This window comes from Streptomyces capparidis, assembly GCF_054782095.1.
This window is the reverse complement of the sequence record NZ_BAAGTD010000003.1, coordinates 175,764-192,538: the sequence shown is the minus strand read 5'-3', so window position 1 is coordinate 192,538 and position 16,775 is coordinate 175,764. Positions and strand designations below refer to the sequence as shown.

Annotated in this window: 15 protein-coding genes and 2 pseudogenes; 8 read left to right on the top strand and 9 right to left on the bottom strand. The window is 76.2% G+C overall.

The window, feature by feature from the left end; all coding sequences use genetic code 11:
* Positions 1-46: 46 nt before the first annotated feature.
* The 3 genes from arfB (at position 47) to ACYVO2_RS04270 (ending at position 2,596) form a co-directional block, all read left to right on the top strand.
* Positions 47-484: an alternative ribosome rescue aminoacyl-tRNA hydrolase ArfB gene (arfB, locus tag ACYVO2_RS04280; RefSeq protein WP_461006199.1), complete on the top strand. Its 438-nt coding sequence runs from the start codon at positions 47-49 to the stop codon at positions 482-484.
* Between the two features lie 120 nt (positions 485-604).
* Positions 605-1,543: an LLM class flavin-dependent oxidoreductase gene (locus ACYVO2_RS04275; RefSeq protein WP_461006198.1), complete on the top strand. Its 939-nt coding sequence runs from the start codon at positions 605-607 to the stop codon at positions 1,541-1,543.
* A 66-nt stretch (positions 1,544-1,609) separates the two neighbouring features.
* Complete coding sequence (locus ACYVO2_RS04270) at positions 1,610-2,596, top strand: zinc-binding dehydrogenase (protein ID WP_461006197.1); 987 nt, start codon at positions 1,610-1,612, stop codon at positions 2,594-2,596.
* 389 nt (positions 2,597-2,985) lie between these two features.
* Here ACYVO2_RS04270 and ACYVO2_RS04265 read toward each other — a convergent pair whose 3' ends face one another.
* A complete protein-coding gene (locus tag ACYVO2_RS04265) occupies positions 2,986-3,570 on the bottom strand; it encodes a flavin reductase family protein (RefSeq protein WP_461006196.1) in 585 nt (194 codons plus the stop codon).
* A 304-nt stretch (positions 3,571-3,874) separates the two neighbouring features.
* Here ACYVO2_RS04265 and ACYVO2_RS04260 point away from each other — a divergent pair.
* The 3 genes and pseudogenes from ACYVO2_RS04260 to ACYVO2_RS04250 form a co-directional block, all read left to right on the top strand.
* Positions 3,875-4,952 (top strand): annotated as a pseudogene (locus tag ACYVO2_RS04260) (PAS domain S-box protein); the annotation flags it as partial.
* A 107-nt stretch (positions 4,953-5,059) separates the two neighbouring features.
* Positions 5,060-5,515: pseudogene (locus ACYVO2_RS04255) on the top strand (GGDEF domain-containing protein); the annotation flags it as partial.
* A 281-nt stretch (positions 5,516-5,796) separates the two neighbouring features.
* Complete coding sequence (locus ACYVO2_RS04250; RefSeq protein ID WP_461006195.1) at positions 5,797-6,846, top strand: CBM35 domain-containing protein; 1,050 nt, start codon at positions 5,797-5,799, stop codon at positions 6,844-6,846.
* On the opposite strand, the gene ACYVO2_RS04245 is transcribed toward ACYVO2_RS04250, so the two are convergent.
* The 4 genes from ACYVO2_RS04245 to ACYVO2_RS04230 form a co-directional block, all read right to left on the bottom strand.
* On the bottom strand, positions 6,812-7,672 hold the full coding sequence (locus ACYVO2_RS04245) for an SAM hydrolase/SAM-dependent halogenase family protein (RefSeq protein ID WP_461006194.1): 861 nt from the start codon (positions 7,670-7,672) through the stop codon (positions 6,812-6,814). The genes ACYVO2_RS04250 and ACYVO2_RS04245 overlap by 35 nt on opposite strands.
* 171 nt (positions 7,673-7,843) lie before the next feature.
* Positions 7,844-8,710 (bottom strand): class II fructose-bisphosphate aldolase, encoded by an 867-nt coding sequence (locus ACYVO2_RS04240; RefSeq protein ID WP_461006193.1) that lies wholly within the window; start codon positions 8,708-8,710, stop codon positions 7,844-7,846.
* Positions 8,698-9,891, bottom strand: coding sequence for an N-acetylglucosamine-6-phosphate deacetylase (gene nagA, locus ACYVO2_RS04235; RefSeq protein WP_461006192.1), 1,194 nt, complete (start codon positions 9,889-9,891; stop codon positions 8,698-8,700). The genes ACYVO2_RS04240 and nagA overlap by 13 nt, the downstream gene beginning before the upstream one ends.
* Complete coding sequence (locus ACYVO2_RS04230; RefSeq protein WP_461006191.1) at positions 9,888-10,838, bottom strand: ROK family protein; 951 nt, start codon at positions 10,836-10,838, stop codon at positions 9,888-9,890. The genes nagA and ACYVO2_RS04230 overlap by 4 nt, the downstream gene beginning before the upstream one ends.
* Before the next feature lie 246 nt (positions 10,839-11,084).
* On the opposite strand from ACYVO2_RS04230, the gene ACYVO2_RS04225 reads away from it, so the two are divergent.
* Complete coding sequence (locus ACYVO2_RS04225; RefSeq protein WP_461006190.1) at positions 11,085-12,359, top strand: extracellular solute-binding protein; 1,275 nt, start codon at positions 11,085-11,087, stop codon at positions 12,357-12,359.
* Positions 12,360-12,557: 198 nt separating this feature from the next.
* A complete protein-coding gene (locus ACYVO2_RS04220) occupies positions 12,558-12,776 on the top strand; it encodes a DUF3263 domain-containing protein (RefSeq protein WP_461006297.1) in 219 nt (72 codons plus the stop codon).
* 43 nt (positions 12,777-12,819) lie between these two features.
* On the opposite strand, the gene ACYVO2_RS04215 is transcribed toward ACYVO2_RS04220, so the two are convergent.
* From ACYVO2_RS04215 to ACYVO2_RS04200, 4 genes are read right to left on the bottom strand one after another with little or no spacing between them, the layout of a single operon-like run.
* Positions 12,820-13,638 carry an NIPSNAP family protein gene (locus tag ACYVO2_RS04215; RefSeq protein WP_461006189.1) on the bottom strand — a complete coding sequence of 273 codons (819 nt, stop codon included), beginning with the start codon at positions 13,636-13,638 and terminating at the stop codon, positions 12,820-12,822.
* Positions 13,639-13,657: 19 nt separating this feature from the next.
* Entirely contained in the window at positions 13,658-14,323 is a 666-nt protein-coding gene (locus ACYVO2_RS04210; protein ID WP_461006188.1) for an ABC transporter, read from the bottom strand.
* Complete coding sequence (locus ACYVO2_RS04205; RefSeq protein ID WP_461006187.1) at positions 14,314-15,873, bottom strand: ABC transporter permease; 1,560 nt, start codon at positions 15,871-15,873, stop codon at positions 14,314-14,316. The genes ACYVO2_RS04210 and ACYVO2_RS04205 overlap by 10 nt, the downstream gene beginning before the upstream one ends.
* Entirely contained in the window at positions 15,870-16,754 is an 885-nt protein-coding gene (locus ACYVO2_RS04200) for an ABC transporter ATP-binding protein (protein WP_461006186.1), read from the bottom strand. Before ACYVO2_RS04200 ends, ACYVO2_RS04205 begins: the two co-directional genes overlap by 4 nt.
* Positions 16,755-16,775: the final 21 nt, after the last annotated feature.

Here is a 16,775-nt window from a genome sequence, read left to right as displayed (position 1 = left end):
CGCCAGCCGAAAACCGGGATGACGCCCGCCCGGCCGGTGCGGGACCATGGGGGGCATGTCCGGACCCGTGCGCATCCGCGGCTCGGTCTCGCTGCCCGAGGCCGAGCTGGTGTGGCGTTTCTCCCGCTCCTCCGGGCCCGGCGGCCAGCACGTCAACACCTCCGACAGCCAGGTGGAGCTCCGGTACGACCTGGCGAACTCCGACGCCCTGCCCGAGCCGTGGAAGCAGCGGGCGCTGGAGCGCCTCGCCGGGCGCCTGGTGGACGGGGTGCTGGTGATACGGGCCAGCGAGCACCGCTCCCAGTGGCGCAACCGCGAGGCGGCCCGCGACCGGCTCGCCGCCGTGCTCTCCCAGGCCACCGCGCCCCCGCCGCGCCCGCGCAAGCCGACCCGGCCCACCCGCGGCATGATCGAGCGCCGCCTGGAGAACAAGCGCCGCCGCAGCGAGCTCAAGCGCACCCGCGGCGGGCGCCACGAGCACTGAGGCGTGAGCCCGGAACGGCCGCCCCCGGCCCCGGCCGCCCCGCGTGACGCTCGTCACCGCCCTGCCCCGCGCCCCGTCCGCTGTTGACCTCAAGGCGAGTTGAGGTTGAACAGTGGCCCCATGAACGACGCACGAGCGATCGACATCGGCGTGTTCCTGCCCACCATGGGCGACACCGCCTCCCCGGGCGACATCGCGGCCGCCGCCCGGCTCGCCGAGGAACTCGGGTTCTCGTCGGTGTGGGCCGGCGACCACCTCCTGGGCCGGGTCCCGGTGCTGGACGCGGGAACGGTCCTGACCACGGCGGCCGCCGTCACCGAGCGCGTCGGCATCGGCTTCGGCGTGCTGCACGCCCCCTTCCACCCCCTGCCGTGGCTGGCCAAGCGCGTCGCCACCCTCCAGTACCTCTCCGGCGGCCGGGTGCTGCTCGGCGTGGGCTCCGGCGGCACCGGGCCCCGGGGGCGGTGGCGCGGCGGGCGGAACGGCCTGTCGTCGTGGCAGGCCCTGGACCTGCCGTACGCCGAGCGCCACGAGCGCACCGACCGGGTGCTCGAGCTGCTCCCCGGCCTGCTCGCGGGCGGGCCCGTCCCGGGCGGCGGCGCCGGGGACGTGCTGGAGCCCGCCGTCGCGGCGCCGCCCCTCCTCGTCGGCGGGGGCTCGCCGCGGGCCCTGCGGCGCGCGGCCAGGTACGGGGACGCCTGGTTCCCCGCCGTGATCGCCCCGCCGGCGCTGGCCGAGGGCGCCGCCCGACTGCGGGAGCTGGCCGCCGAGCTGGGCCGGCCCGCCGTGCCCGGCGTGTCCGTCGCGGTCCCGCTGTTCCTGGGCGAGGGCCCGGGCGTGCTGTCGCAGGAGACGATGACCGGCACGCTCACCGGCGTCTACCGCGTGCCGCCCGAGCAGGCCGCGGACATCCCCCTGACCGGCTCCCCGGCCCAGGCGGCCGAGCGGCTGGCCGCCTACGCGGAGGCCGGGGCCGCGCGGATCGTCGCGAGCACCGGAGCCCAGGACTGGCGCCGCCAGTACGAGCTGCTGGCCGAGGCCAGGTCCCTGCTCGCCTGACGGCGCCCCGCCCCTTCCATCCGTCACCTCATCCCGTCACGTCCCTCTTCACCAAGGAGCTGCCCCGTGCACGCCATCCGACTCCACGCCTTCGGCCCCGCGGAGAACCTGCGCCACGAGAAGGTGGACGACCCGGAGCCGGGCCCCGGCCAGGTCCGGATCGCCGTGGCCGCCGCCGGGGTCCACCTGCTGGACTGCACCCTGCGGCAGGGCGTCGAGGGCGGCCCGTTCCCGCTGCCCGAGCTGCCGTCGATCCCCGGCCGCGAGGTCGCCGGGACGGTGGACGCGGTGGGCCCCGGCACCGACCCGTCCTGGCTCGGCCGCCGGGTGGCCGCGCGCACGGGCCTGGCGGGCGGCTACGCCGAGCTGGCCCTCGCCGACGCCGCCGGGCTGCACCCGCTGCCCGAAGGGCTGGCCGAGGACGCGGCCGTGGCCATGATCGGCACCGGCCGCACCACCATGGGCATCCTCGACACGGCCCGGCTCGCGCCGGGCGACGTGGTCGTGGTGACCGGCGCCGCGGGCGGTGTGGGCTCCCTGCTGGTGCAGGCGGCGCGGAACGCGGGGGCGTTCGTGGTGGGCCTGGCCGGCGGCCCGGAGAAGACCGAGCGGGTGCGGGCGCTGGGCGCCGACGCGGCGGTGGACTACTCCGCCCCGGACTGGACCGACCGGGCGCGCGAGGCCCTGGACGGACGCGAGGTGACGCTGGGCCTGGACGGGGTCGGCGGCGCCCTGGGCCGCGGCGCCCTGGAGCTGACGGCGCCCGGCGGCCGCTTCGTCCTCTTCGGCTGGTCCTCCGGCGCCGTCACCGAGATCTCCGCGGAAGACCTGTACTCCCTGGGGGTGACGGTCTCCGCGGCGATCGGCCCCGCCTTGCTGAAGCGGTACGGCGGGATGGCGGGCCTGCGCCCGCTGGAGGAGCGCGCCCTGGCCGCCGCCGCGTCCGGGGACCTGGTCCCGCTGGTGGACCGGTTCCCGCTGGCCGAGGCGGCACGGGCACACGCCGCGCTGGAGGGGCGCCGGACGACGGGCAAGGTCGTCCTCGTTCCCTGAAAGCTCTGAGGCCCTGAAAGCCTGAGGCCCTGAAGGCCCTGAAGGCCCTGAAGGCCCTGAAGGCCCTGAAGGCCCTAGAAGGCCCCGAGAGCCCCGAAGCCCTGAAGCCCTGGAAGCCTTGAAGGCCGCGCGGAAAGCCCCGCGGGAGGCCGCCGAGGGCCCCGCGGAAAGCCCCGCGGGAGGTTCCGGAAGACCTCTGGAGCCTCCCGGGTGCAAGAGAAACCAGCCTTTCGAACACAAGAACGGGCCTCTCGAACACCTGAAGCCCTTTGAACATCCAAAGGCCCTCAATCCCCCGAACCCCTGAAACCCCTGAACGCCGCCCCCTGACGGCGGAACACCCCCGCCCCCTCCCGGCCGCGCGCCGGAAGGGGGCGGGGGCCCAGCCGCTACTGGCCCAAGTGCCGGTAGCGGCTGCGGAAGTACAGCAGCGGCCCGCCCTCCGCGCTCGGCGTGCGGGCCGTCAGCACGCGGCCGATGACCAGGGTGTGGTCGCCCGCCGGGACGAGCTGCTCGGTGCGGCACTCCAGCACCGCAAGCGCCCCGCCGAGCACCGGCGCCCCGGACGCCTCGCCCCGCTGGTAGGGGATGTCCTCGAACAGCAGCCGGTCGCTGACCCGCCCCCGCATCGCGAACCGCCCGGCGATGTGCCGCTGGCTCTCGGAGAGCACGGACACCGCCCACAGCGGCCGGCGTGCCAGCAGCTCGCCCATCCGCGAGTCCGCGCGGACGCTCGCCAGCGCCAGCGGCGGGTCCAGCGAGACGGACACGAACGCGGTGGCGGTCATCCCGATGTCCTCGCCGTGCGGGGCCTCCTCGGGGTCGTGCGCCGTGAGCAGGACCACGCCGCCGGCGAGCCGGGACATGGCGGCGCGGTACGCGTCGGGGTCCACGTGCCCCGCGCCGGGGGACGCCTCGGGCCCGGGGGCGGTGGTGGCGGGCTGGTTGGTGCCGGTGGCCGGAGTCTGTCGCACAATCTGAACGCTAACGCGGGGTGGATGGGGCGGCACACAGTCCCGGGACGGAGCCGGGACCGTCCTTTGGTCCCAGGCCTTGGGCATGGGGTGGCGCTCCGGCCGGGAACCGTCCATCGTTCAACCTTTGGAGGCAGGAACTCTCACCTCTCACAACACATCCACATTCGGGTGTGATGTGAGTCACAACGCGGGCCAATTGTTGACCCTGCGTACCGAGCGAACTGCTCCCTGTGATTCAGTTGCCTTTGCGATCGGACCATAGGAAATGTCAGGAGCAGTCGTCGAGGGCTCGGGGGAAACGATGGGATCCGAGTCGGAGTCGTACGTCCGATTGGGGACCCTGCGCCAGTTGCACCAGGTCGTGGCGGAGCTGAACGCCGCGCGCAGTCTGGCAGAGACGTTGCAGGCGGTCGCCGACGGCGTGGTCACCGGGCTCGGCTTCGAGCTGTCCGTGGTGAACCTGGTGAGCCCGGACGGCGACCTGGTCGTGGCCGCCATCGCGGGCAGCAGGGACGCCGAGGCGCTCATGGGCGGGCGGGTCGGCTCCCGCGCGTCCTGGGAGCGGCGCCTGTCCATGGGCGAGGCCTGGGGCACCCTGCGGTTCATCCCGTACGAGGTCGGCTGGGTGCTGGACGGCGACGACGTGCCGCACTGGCCCGGCGAGGGCCCGCTGCCCGCCACCCCGGACGGCTGGCACCCCGGGGACCGGCTGTTCGCGCCCATGTACTCCGGCTCGGAGCTGCTCGGCGTGATCTCGGTGGACCGGCCGCGCAACCGCAAGCGGCCCAGCGCCTGGGTGCGCGAGGCCCTGCACATGTACAGTTGCCAGGCCGCCGTCGCCATCAGCAACGCCCGGCTGCGCGCCAACATGCAGCGCGCCCTGGTCCGGCTGGAGCGCGAGCAGCAGGCCCTGCGCGCCAGCGAGGAGAGCTTCCGGCAGGCGTTCGAGTACGCGCCCAGCGGCATGGCCATCACCGAGATGAGCGGCGAGGCGCAGGGCAAGCTCCAGCGGGCCAACGACGCGCTGTGCCGGCTGCTCGGCCGGCCCGCCACGATCCTGCGCCGCTACTCCTTCTCCGACCTGGTGCACCCCGACGACCGGGACCTGCTGGCCCGCACCTCCGCCGAGGGCGGCCGGGCCGAGCTGCGCCTGTCCCGCCCCGACGGCAGCTACCTCTGGGTCCACCTGCGCAACTCCGTGGTCGCCGACGCCGCGGACGGGCCGCGCTACCTGCTCACCCACGTCGAGGACATCGAGGAGCGCAAGAGCCGCGAGCTCCAGCTCGCCCACCGGGCCAGCCACGACGCGCTCACCGGCCTGCCCAACAGCGCCGAGCTGCGCTCCCGCCTCGGCAGGCGGCTGTGCGACCGCGGCCAGGAGCAGCAGCAGGAGGAGGTCGGCGCCACCGTCAGCGCCCTCGGCGTCACCGGGGACGAGTTCACCTACACCTACTCGGCGGACGGCGCGGGCGGCAGCGGCTACGAGCACGTGCACGCCGTCGCCCCCGACGGGGCGGACGGCGCCGAGGGCGCGGCCCGCGGCCACAAGGGCCTGGCCGTGCTCTTCTGCGACCTGGACGGCTTCAAGCTGATCAACGACCGCTACGGGCACCACGCCGGGGACGCCGTGCTGGTCGAGGTGGCCCGCCGGCTGTCCAACGCGGTCCGCGACGGCGACACCGTGGCCCGCCTCGGCGGCGACGAGTTCGTGGTGCTGGCCGACGGGCTCGGCCCCGAGGACGCCGCCGACCTCGCCGAGCGGCTGCGCACCGCGCTGACCCCGCCGATCCGGGTGGACGGCAGGGCGATGCGGGTGGGCGCGAGCTTCGGCATCGGCTGGGCCGCCTGCGGCATGACCGCCGACGAGGTGCTGCACAGCGCCGACCAGCGGATGTACATGGACAAGCGATCCCGCTCGCGCAACCACAGGCGGGCGGGGTGAGCGGCGACGCGCCACCCGGGGGCCGGGGCCGGGAAACCGCGCCACCGGTCGAACTGAGGACACGGCCGGTGCGTCCTACGGGGTAATGTGCAGCGGGTCAGGTATGCCCGCGACGCGGCGGCCGGAAGCGGCCGTGGAACCGCCACCGGTTGAACGATCATGAACTTTGGCCATGCGCACCTCACCCGCCACCACCCGAGCCGCCCGGTACCGCCGGGCGTCCCAGGGGTGTCCGGGCGCGGGTGCGCCGGGCCTTTCGTCAGTGGGGAGTTGACGAGCGGATGACGGCCGGCACCAACGGCAACGGCGACAACACGCCTCAGGACGACGATCCGTTCGCCTACCTGTACCGCCAGGACGGCGCCACGGGCCAGGCGGACTCCGGCGCGGCCGGCGGCCAGCAGCCGGGCTACGGGCAGCCGGGTGTGCCCAGGACCTCGTACCACCAGGTCACCCGGGTCGGCCAGCGGCAGCAGAGCGGCTACGGCTATCCGCAGCAGGGCAGCCAGCAGGGCGGCTACGGCTACCCGCCCCCGGCGCCCGCCGCCCAGCCCGCGCCCCACCAGGCGCAGCCCGGGGCCTACGGGCAGCAGCCGTACGGCCAGCCGGGTCACGGCCAGCAGGGGTACGGGCAGCCGGCGGCGCAGCCCCAGCCGGGCCAGGCGCCCCCCGCCGGGCCGCCCCCCAGGTCCGGGCGCGGCGGCGGCCGGGGCGGCGGGCGCGGCCTGCTCATCGGCGCCGTCGCCGTGGTGGCCGCGGTGGCCATCGGCATCGGCGCGGCCATCGCCCTCGGCGGCGACGACAAGGACTCGCCCGAGGCGAAGCCGTCCGCCGGCGCGCCGTCCGGGGGCGAGACGGGCAAGGACCGGCCCAAGGAGTCGGCCGAGCCCAAGCCGGACGACGAGCTGCCCCCGGTGACCGACGCGGCCTCCCTGGTCCGCGGCGGCGGCGCCCAGACCGCCGACCAGTACTCCGGGGCGCTCGCCGACGGCGGCACGTACGTGGCGGGCATGGACAAGCCCGGCGCGTCGGTGACGTGGAAGGTCACCGTGCCCGAGGCCGGGTCCTACCGGCTGAACGTCAGGTACGGCAACGCGGGCGAGAACGCCAAGGCCACACTGATCGTCAACGGCAAGGACCAGCCCCTCAAGCTGGACAACTACACCGGGCAGAAGGACTGGTCCCAGGCGTGGACCCGCTCCTACGGCCTGGTGAACCTGGACAAGGGCGAGAACAACCTGTCGGTGACCTGCGCCAGCGGCGACAAGTGCAACTTCGTGCTCGACCAGGTCGCCGTCACGAAGGACGGCTACCCGCCGACCTGGCCCTGACCGGCTCCACCGCCACCCCGTCGCCGGGCGCGAGCCCCAGCCGCCCGGCGGCGCTGCCCCCGTTGACGGCGAGCGCCACCAGGCCCGAGGAGTCGGCCAGCACCAGCGTCCGGCCGTGCGGCACCTCGCCGAACGTGGTGGCGTACGGCAGCTCGTGCCAGGCCCCGCCCGCGGCCACCCGCAGCGGCGCGCCGGGCCGCAGCCCGAGCTCCGCAAGCAGCTCCGGGGTCAGGCTGGTCTGCACGTTGCCGAAGCGGTCCACCGTCACCACCTCGCCCTCCGCGCGGCCCGCCGCCGCGTCCAGCCGCCGCACGGGCGCGGGCAGCCGCACCAGGTCCGCCGGGTCGAGCGCGGGCCCGGTCTCCCGCGGCGCCGTGCCCAGCGCCAGCCGGGCGGCGACCGGGGCGAAGATGTCCCGGCCGTGGAAGGTGCTGGAGATCTCCCGGCCCATCAGCTCCCGGTTCGTCAGCTCGTACGCCGCCGTGATCCCGCCGAGCTCCTCCGCGGCCGGGAGCAGCAGGCCGTTGTCCGGGCCGACCAGCGCGTCCCCGCGCGCGGTGACCACGGCGACCGGTCGCCTGGCCGTGCCCACGCCCGGGTCCACCACGCCGATGTGCACGCAGCCCGCGGGCAGATGGGCCGCGGTCTGGGCGAGCACGGCGGCGCCGCGCGCCACGTCCTGCGGCGGGATCAGATGGGTGACGTCGATGACCCGGGCGTGCGGGGCGATCGAGGCGATCACCCCGTGGCAGGCGGCGACGAAGCCGTCGTCGAGCCCGTAGTCGGTCAGGAACGACAGCACGGGAACGCCGACTCGCCCGTCCACACCGCACCCCTTTCCCCGCGCGTCCGCGGCGCGGGACCATCGGTTCCGAAGATCCGAAGATCCGAAGATCCGAAGATCCGGAGATCCGGAGATCCAGGGACTCAGAGATACAGAGATTATTCAGGGATTCAGGGATTCGGGGACGCGGGGACGCGGGGACTGCCCAGGGCTTCAGGCGGGTTCCGGCAGCGGGCTGACGACCGCGAGGAACCGGCTCACCGCCTGGGCCATCGCCTCCCGGGCCGGCGCCAGGTAGCGGCGCGGGTCCACCACCTCGGGCCGGGCGCCCAGGAAGGCGCGGACCGCGCCGGAGTACGCGGCGTTCAGCGCCGTCCCCACGTTCACCTTCACCATGCCCGCGGCGACCGCGGCGCGCAGCTCCGGATCCGGCACCCCGGAGGAGCCGTGCAGCACCAGCGGGACGGGCACGGCGCGGCGCAGCCGGGCGATCAGGTCGTGGTCGAGGGTGGCGGTGCGCTCGGTCATGGCGTGGGAGCTGCCGACGGCGACGGCGAGGGCGTCCACCCCGGTGGCCGCGGTGTAGGCGGCGGCCTCGGCCGGGTCGGTGCGCGCCCCGGGGGCGTGCGGGTCGAACGGCTCCTCGCCGTCCTTGCCGCCGATCCGGCCCAGCTCGCTCTCCACCCACAGCCCGCGCCCGTGCGCCCAGCGCACCACCTCGGCGGTGGCCGCGACGTTCTCCGCCCAGCCCAGCCTGGAGGCGTCGAACATCACCGAGCCGAAGCCCGCCTCCGGCGCCTGGCGGAGCAGCGCCCGGTCCCGCACATGGTCCAGGTGCAGCGCCAGCGGCGCCGACGAGGCGCGGGCCACGGCCGCCGACGCCGCCGCGATCGCCGCCAGGTGCCCGCCGTGGAAGCGCACCGCGTTCTCGCTGACCTGGAGCACCGCGGGCGCGCCCGCCGCCTCGGCCCCGGCGGCGATCGCCTCGGCGTGCTCCAGGGTGATCACGTTGAACGCAGCCAGGCCGCGCCCGGCCGCGCGGGCGCCGGCCACCAGCTCCGCCGTGGTCACCAGGGGCACGGGCCCGCCTCCTCCACCCAGTCGCCGCGCCGCATCACCGCGACCACGTCGAACGCCTCGTCCAGCACCACCAGGTCGGCGTCCTTGCCCGGCTCCAGCGAGCCGATCCGGTCGTGCAGGCCCAGCAGCCGGGCCGGGGTCGCGGACAGGGCGCGCACCGCGTCCTCCACCGGCAGGCCGTTGACGGTGACCGCCCGCTTCAGCGCCGTGTCCAGGGTGAGGGTGCTGCCCGCGATGGCCCCGCCCTCCAGCAGGCGGGCCACCCCGTCCGCCACGCGGACCTCCAGGCCGCCCAGCGGGTAGAGGCCGTCGCCCACCCCGGCGGCGCCCATGGCGTCGGTGACGAACGCCACCCGGCCGGGGCCCGCGGCCCGGAACGCCAGGTTCACCACGGAGGGGTGGAGGTGCACCCCGTCGTTGATCAGCTCCACGGTGACCCGCTCGTCGTCCAGCAGCGCCGGGATCGGGCCGGGGTGGCGGTGGTGCACGGCGGGCATCGCGTTGAACAGGTGGGTGGCCACGGTGGCCCCGGCCTCGACCGCCCGCAGCGTCCCTTCGTGGGTGGCGTCGGTGTGGCCGACCGCCGCGATCACCCCGCTGTCGGCGAGCAGCCGCACCGACTCCAGGCCCCCCGGCAGCTCCGGCGCCAGGGTGAGCATGCGGGCGGTGCCGCGCGCGGCGTCCACCAGCTTGCGGACCACGCCCGGCTCCGGGTCCCGCAGCAGCGACGGCTCGTGCGCGCCGCACCTGGCCTCGCTGATGAACGGGCCCTCGAAGTGGATCCCGGCCAGCTCGCCGTCCTCCACCAGCTCCGACAGCACCGCCGCCTGGCGGCACAGCTCGTCGATGTCGCCGGTCACCAGGCTGGCCAGGGTCGTGGTGGTGCCGTGGGCGCGGTGCAGCCGCGCCACCCGCAGCGCCTCCTCGGGCTCGCCCGAGGAGTAGGAGGCGCCGCCGCCGCCGTGCACATGGACGTCCACGAACCCGGGGACCACCCAGCGTCCCGCCAGGTCCAGCACCCGGCCCGTCCCGTCGTCGGGGACGATCCGGCCGCCCTCCACCGCCACCCGGCCGCCCTCGGCCACCCCGTCCGGCAGCACCACCCGGCCGCCGGCGAGCACGGTCCGCCCGCCGTCCGCCCGCTCCGGCGCCGTCCGCGCCGCGCCCGCCCGGTCCCTCACGAGGCCACCTCCATCGTCGTCACCGTCTCCCACGCCAGCAGCCCCGCGCCCAGGCACCCCGCGGCGTCCCCGAGGGCGGCCGGGACGATGTCGGGCGGGTGCTGGAAGGTCAGGCGCCGCCGCACCGCGTCCCCCAGGGGCGCGAACAGCGTCTCGCCCGCCTCGGCCAGACCGCCGCCGACGATGATCACCTCGGGGTCGAGCAGGGTCAGGCACGTCACCAGGCCGTCGGCGAGCGCGGCCACCGCCTCCTGCCACACCGGGAGCGCCCGCGGGTCCCCGGCCAGCACGGCGCGGGCCGCGTCCGCGGCGTCGGCGCGCGGGTCGCCGCACGCGCGCGCCCAGGCCCGGGCGACGGCCGACGCGGAGGCGACGGCCTCCAGGCACCCGGTGCGCCCGCAGCCGCAGGCGGGCCCCTCGGGGCGCACCACGACGTGCCCGATCTCGCCCGCGGCGCCGTGCGCGCCCGCCTCGATCCGCCCGCCGATCCCGATGGCCGCGGCGATGCCGGTGCCGACCGCGACGAACACGAACCGGTCGGTGCCCTGCCCGGCGCCCAGCCTGCCCTCGGCGAGCCCGCCCGCCCGCATGTCGTGGCCGACCGCCACCGGCAGCCCGGGCAGGCCCGCGGCGGCGAGCCGCTCGGCGACCAGGGTGCGCAGCGGCACGTTCCGCCAGCCGATGTTGGCGGAGAACAGCGCGATGCCGTCCCGCTCGTCCACCGTCCCCGGCACGGCCACGCCCGCGGCGACCGGCGGTGAGCCGTACCGCTCCCGCCCGGTCGCGGCGAGGTCGGCGGCGAAGTCGAGCACCGCCGCCACCACGGCGTCGGGGCCGCGCTCGCGGCCGGTGGGGCGGCGCTCGGTGTGCAGCAGCGAGCCGCCCTCGCCGACCAGCGCGGCCTTCATCCCGGTTCCGCCCACATCGAGGGCGATGACGTGTCTCACGGGACCAGTGTCGCGTCCCCGCCATGAGAGGTCTAGTCCACTCGCGGGGAATCGATCACCGCCCATCCGATTCCGGCCCCTGGGCCCCGGCGCGCGGGCCGCCCGCCCGAGCCCCCGCGCCCCTTGGCCCGCCCTCCCTGATCCCCAGTCACTTTGGGTGCGCGGCACCGCTTCGTGTAGATCTGGTGATCTGCGATCCCTGCGAGAGAACCCTTTCCCACCTCGGAAACAAAGGCGGTACAGCAAGTGCGGCGGCGATATCTCGGCCTGGCGGCGACCGGACTCGTGGCGGCGATGACCCTCACGGCGTGCGGGAGCGGAGCGGGCGAGGGTCCCGTCACCCTCACGCTGGTCGCCGCCGACTACGGCTCCTCGGACGAGACCAGCTCCCGCCACTACTGGGAGGACCTGGCGGAGAAGTTCACCGACACCCACCCGGACATCCGCCTCGACGTGCGGGTGCACGACTGGGAGGCGATCGACGGCAAGGTCGCCGAGATGGTCGACAAGGGCGACGTGCCCGACATCGTCCAGGCCGGCTCCTACGCGGGCTACGCCTCCCGCGACATGCTCTACAGCGCCGACGAGCTGCTGTCCGTGCCCGTGCAGTCCGACTTCATCCCGTCCATCGCCGACGCCGGCGACTACCGGCGCCGCCAGTACGGCATCCCGTTCGTCTCCAGCTCCCGGCTGCTGTTCTACAACCGCGACCTGTTCGAGCGGGCCGGCGTGGACCGCGCGCCCAGGACCTGGGACGAGCTGAAGCGGGCCGCCGAGAAGCTGAAGGAGGCCGGCGTCGAGATGCCCTACGGGCTGCCCCTCGGCCCCGAGGAGCCGCAGGCCGAGGCGATGCTCTGGATGCTCGGCGGCGGCGGTGGCTACACCCGGGGCGGAGGCGGCTACGCCTTCACCTCCGAGGCGAACGTGTCCACCTTCGCCTGGCTGAAGGAGAACCTGGTGGACCCGGGCCTGACCGGCGCCGACCCGGCCGGGACCAACCGGGAGGAGGTGTTCGGCAAGTTCCTCCGCGGCGAGGTGGGCATGCTCAACGGCCACCCGACCCTGACGGGCGCGGCGAAGGAGGCCGGGATCGACTACGCGGTCGCCGCGGTGCCCGGCCGGGACGGGGAGCTCAACGAGACCCTCGGCGTCGCCGACTGGATGATGGCGTTCAAGGAGAACGGGCACGGCAAGCAGATCGGCGAGTTCCTCGACTTCGTGTACGCCGAGAAGAACACCCTGGAGTTCCTGCACCGCCACGACCTGCTGCCGGTGACCACCACCGCCGCCCAGGCGATGAGCGAGGAGCCGGAGCTCGAGCCCGTCCGGCCGTTCCTCGACAAGCTCCAGAACGCGCGCTTCTACCCGGCGGGCGACCCGGTGTGGACGCGGGTGAGCGCCGAGGTGAAGAAGCACATCGGCAAGGCGGTCACCGGCGACCCGAAGGACGTCCTCCAGCGGCTCCAGACCTACGCCGACGAGCAGACCTCCCTGGAGCGCGGCAGGTCGGGCACGGACTGAGCCCGCCCCCGCGCGGGGGCGGGCGGCACGTCACGGGCCCGCGCCGCCGCCCCCGCGCGGCACGCCGGGCCGGTGCCCCGGCCCCCGGCCGCACGCCGGGCCCGTGTCCCCGGCCCCCGTTACAGTGAATGAGTGGCCGAGGAACCGGAGCGGGAGCAGTCGCCGGGCGAGGGCGACGAGGCGGACGCCCCCCGGTCCCTGAGCGACCGCGACCGCGCCGTCCTCGACCTCGCCGGGCGCACCTGGCAGCGCCCCGGAGCCAAGGAACGGGCGATACGCGAGCGCCTCGGCATCTCCCCGACCCGGTACTACCAACTGCTCAACGCGCTGCTCGACCGCCCCGAGGCCCTGGCCCACGACCCGGTCACGGTCAACCGCCTGCGCCGGATGCGCGAGGCCCGCCGCTCCCGCCGCTGACCGCGATACCGCGCTGTGCGGGCCCGCTCCGCGCGGTGCCCGCTCAGCGCAGCGCCGACCGCGCCGTGGGGGAGAGCCTGAGCACCTCCTCCGGCCGCGCCAGCCGCTTGCCCAGCTCCGGCAGCACCCCCCGCCGCCACTCCTCCAGCGCCCCGAGCCGCTCCCGCAGCGCGGCGTGCGCCGCCGCGTCGGGGTACAGGGTGACGTGCGCGAACACATGCTCGCCCGTGCGCACCGGCAGCCGGGGGAAGTCGTTATCCGCGTACTCCGTCCGCAGGCACGCGAGCGGCGCCGCCCCGGCGGCGGCGAGCACCGGGCGCACCCGCTCCTCGAAGAACCCGGCGAACTCCGCGAGCTCCTCCGCGCCCGGCAGGTGGTGCAGGGTCAGCGCGACGAACCCCGAGGGCACCGCCGCCGCCCCGACCCCCGGCCGGGCCCCCTCCGGGGCGGGGAAGGCGCCGTCCGGGGCGGCGGGGCGCAGCAGCAGCACGTCGTCGGAGTCCACCATCGTGGCGTTGGCCGCGTTCCGGTGCTCCCGCCACGCCGGGTGCCGCAGGTAGAACGCCTCCAGCGCCTCCCGTCTGGCGTCCATCCCGGTGAAGCCCCGCAGCCACACGAACCGGTCGGGGGCGTCCAGGTCGCGGAACTGGCCGAGCACCCCGGCGCCGCACTCCTCCTGCGACTCCACGAAGTGCCGGTCGAACAGCTCCACGAGCTCGTCGCGCCGCCCCGGGTGCAGCGTGTACCGCCGCAGCTCGACGACGCGCCACACGGGCGGGGCGGCGCCGTCCGGCCGCGGCGTGCCCGGCTGCGGTGTGGCTGACGGGGACGTGCCTGGCTGGGACGTGTCTGGCTGGGACATGGGTGACCTCCGGTGGCCGTCAACGGCGCGCGGGCGCGCGGCGGGCACAGCGTAGGGCCCGCCACCGACAACGCAGCGGCTCCCGGGCGCACCCGGCGGCCACCACGACCGCCGCCACCAGCACCAGCGCCCACATCCGGTGCGCCTCGGTCCACCGCCCGTGGCCCGGCGGCGGCAGCAGCACCCACTCCCCGGGGGCCATCGCCGCGCCCACCAGCGCGACCAGCGCCGCGGGCCCCGCCACCTGCGACACCGCGACCGCGCCCGACCGGCGCAGCGCCACCGCCCCCACCGCGACCGGCAGCGCGAGGAGCGCCGCCGCCTCCACGGTGAGCCCGGCCAGCGGCAGCGCCGCCTCCTCGGAGCGGCCCACCAGCGCCACCGCCGTCCACCACAGCGCCGCCGCGGGCAGCACCAGCAGCACCCGCAGCCCCTGCCTGGCCGGGCGCGGCACCGGCACCGCGGCGGTGGTGTGCCGCGCCGGGTCGTCCAGCAGGAACGCCGTCCCCAGCGCCCCGGCCACCGCGGCGGCCCGCAGCAGGTTCGCCCATGTCGACGCCCCCAGCGAGGAGGACAGCGCGGCGGTGAGGACGACGAGCAGCAGCCCGAGGCCGCCGCCCGCCCCGAGCGCGGGCCAGGGCACGGTGCGCCAGGTCGGCGCGAGCAGCTCCCGGGTCACCCGCATTGGTACGCCCGGTCGTCGTCGGTGAGCGCGGGCGCCCGCACGCCCAGCAGCTCGGCGGCCCGCTCGGTGCCGGTGCCGGGGCGTACCAGCTCGTCCCAGGACGCCTTGACCCGCCGGTCCACCTCGTCGCCCGGCCGCTCCAGCAGGGCCCGCACCACCTGGTGCTCCTGGCCCCGCACCACCAGCGTCGGCCCGGAGGCGCCCGGTCCCATCACGCTCGCGGTGCGGCGCTCGGCGCCGGTGTCCGGGCCCGTGTCCGTGGCGCGCGCCGCCAGATACATCACCAGCACTCCGCGCGCGTCGCACATCGCGCCCTGCCCCCGCTCCGGGGACGCGCCGGTGACCAGGGCGTACGCGGTGCTGGCGGCGAGCAGCCGCGCCTCGTCGGCGCCGCCCCACAGCGTCAGGACCCGCACCGACTCCTCGTCCGACGGGGTGTCGGCGGGCGGGGGCGCCTGGCCGGGGCCGAGCCCCGAGGGCCCCTGCGGCCCGTCCGTCGCGTGCACCCGCTGCCGCACCAGCAGCTCCCGCGCGGCCGCTTCGCCGGGCACCAGCGCCCGCACCTCGCGCACCACCGCGTCCCACTCGCCGGTCCACGGCGCGAACTCCGTGAACGCGCAGTACGTCGTCGGCCCGTGCTTCCGGCAGTCCTGCACCTGCGCGGGCCGCTCGGTGGCGACGCGCCGGTCCTCCGCCACCGAGCCGTACGGCGCCCCGCCCTGCACCGCGGCGCCGGTGACCGCGGCGGCGAGCGCGCCGAGCGCCGCCGCCCGCACCCCGGGCCCGCGCCCCCCGCTGAGCAGCACCGCCCCGACCCCGACCAGCGCCGTCAGCCCGGCCAGGTACAGCAGGTGCCACCACACGGGCCGTCCGAGCAGGTCCGAGGGCAGCGGCTCCGCGCCGTCCTCGAACGCCACCGGCATCAGCCACCGCTGCCACAGCACATCGACCGCGCCCGCGCCGAGCACGAAGATCACCGAGATGAACACCAGCACCACCAGCGGCCCGGTGAACGCCGACCGGGTCACCCGGGCGAGCAGCACCCCGGCCGCCCCGAACAGCAGCACCACCGCGGGCCCCGTGGCCAGCTCCCCGACGGAGCCGTGCCCCACCGCCCCGGGCTGGACCGCGGCCACCGTGAACTGGGCCAGCGCGAACACCGCCGCGAGCGCGGTGACGGGCAGCAGCGCCAGCAGGTACGCGACCGTGCGCCGGTCCCGCGGCAGCAGCAGCACCCCGAAGTGGGCGTCGGTGCCGTGCCGGTGCGGCCGCAGCACCGCGCCGTTGGCCGCGATCAGCACCGCGAGGCCGATCAGCAGTTGCGGCATCTGCGTCTCGCGGTCCACGTCCTGGAGGACCTGGAAGTCCTCCTGGGCGGTGCCGCCCGGCCACACCAGCCACACCAGCAAGCCGAGGAACGCCAGCACCACCACCGGGTGCCGCAGGATCCGCACCGCCTCGAACCGGGCCAGCGCGACCACCGCGCCGCGGGTGCGCCGCCCGGGTGCCGGGGGCGCCGCCGGGCGGGGCGCCGTCATCACCGCGCTCACGCCGCCACCTCCTCGGCGGCGCCGTCGATCACCAGCAGGTAGCCGTCCTCCAGCGTCGGCTCCACCGGCCGTGCCCCCGGCGGCGGGTCGCCGAGGTTGCGGAACAGCCCCGTCCCGGTGCGCCACCCGGCAAGCGCCGCCGGGTCCCGGTCGTCGCTGTGCCACACCCGGCCGTCGGCGACCGCGGCCAGCTCCGCGGGCGTGCCCGTGAAGCGCACCCGGCCCCGGTCCAGGACCACCACCCGGTTGCACAGCATCGCCACGTCCTCGGTCTGGTGGGTGGACAGCAGCACCGTCCGGCCCTGTCCGGCCTCGGCGATCAGCTCCCGGAAGCGCATCCGCTGCTCCGGGTCCAGGCCCACCGTCGGCTCGTCGAGCACCACGAACTCCGGGTCCCCGACCAGCGCCGCGGCCAGCGCCACCCGCTGCCGCATCCCGCCCGACAGCGCCTTGATCCGCTTGCCGCGCACCTCGGCCAGGCCCACCGCGTCCAGGCACCGCCGCACCTCCCCGTGCCGGGCGGCGCGGTCGGTCATCTCCTTCAGGATCGCCACGTAGTCGACGAACTCGAACGCGGTGAACCGCAGGTGGAAGCCCGGGTTCTGCGGCAGGTAGCCCAGCGAGCGGCGCACCGCGAGCCGTCCCGCCGCGGTGCCCGGGTCGTGGCCGAGCACGGTCAGCGCGCCGCTGTCCGGCGGCATGGCGGTGGCCAGGATGCGCAGCAGCGTCGTCTTGCCGGCGCCGTTGCGGCCGAGCAGTCCGGTGACGCCCTGCCCCAGCCGGAACGAGACGTCGTCCAGCGCGCGGGTGCCGCGGTAGCCGAGCGTCAGTCCCGAAGCGGAGACGGTCGGCGGGGACGGGGGAGCGGTCGGCGGTGCCATACGGGCCTTCCTGGTGCGGGC

Bases quoted from the DNA above. Each gene is read 5' to 3' on its own strand.
- ACYVO2_RS04200 (WP_461006186.1), bottom strand. From the start codon at position 16,754: ATGGCACCGCCGACCGCTCCCCCGTCCCCGCCGACCGTCTCCGCTTCG.
- ACYVO2_RS04215 (WP_461006189.1), bottom strand. From the start codon at position 13,638: ATGTCCCAGCCAGACACGTCCCAGCCAGGCACGTCCCCGTCAGCCACA.
- arfB (WP_461006199.1), top strand. From the start codon at position 47: ATGGGGGGCATGTCCGGACCCGTGCGCATCCGCGGCTCGGTCTCGCTG.
- ACYVO2_RS04275 (WP_461006198.1), top strand. From the start codon at position 605: ATGAACGACGCACGAGCGATCGACATCGGCGTGTTCCTGCCCACCATG.
- ACYVO2_RS04210 (WP_461006188.1), bottom strand. From the start codon at position 14,323: ATGCGGGTGACCCGGGAGCTGCTCGCGCCGACCTGGCGCACCGTGCCC.
- ACYVO2_RS04250 (WP_461006195.1), top strand. From the start codon at position 5,797: ATGACGGCCGGCACCAACGGCAACGGCGACAACACGCCTCAGGACGAC.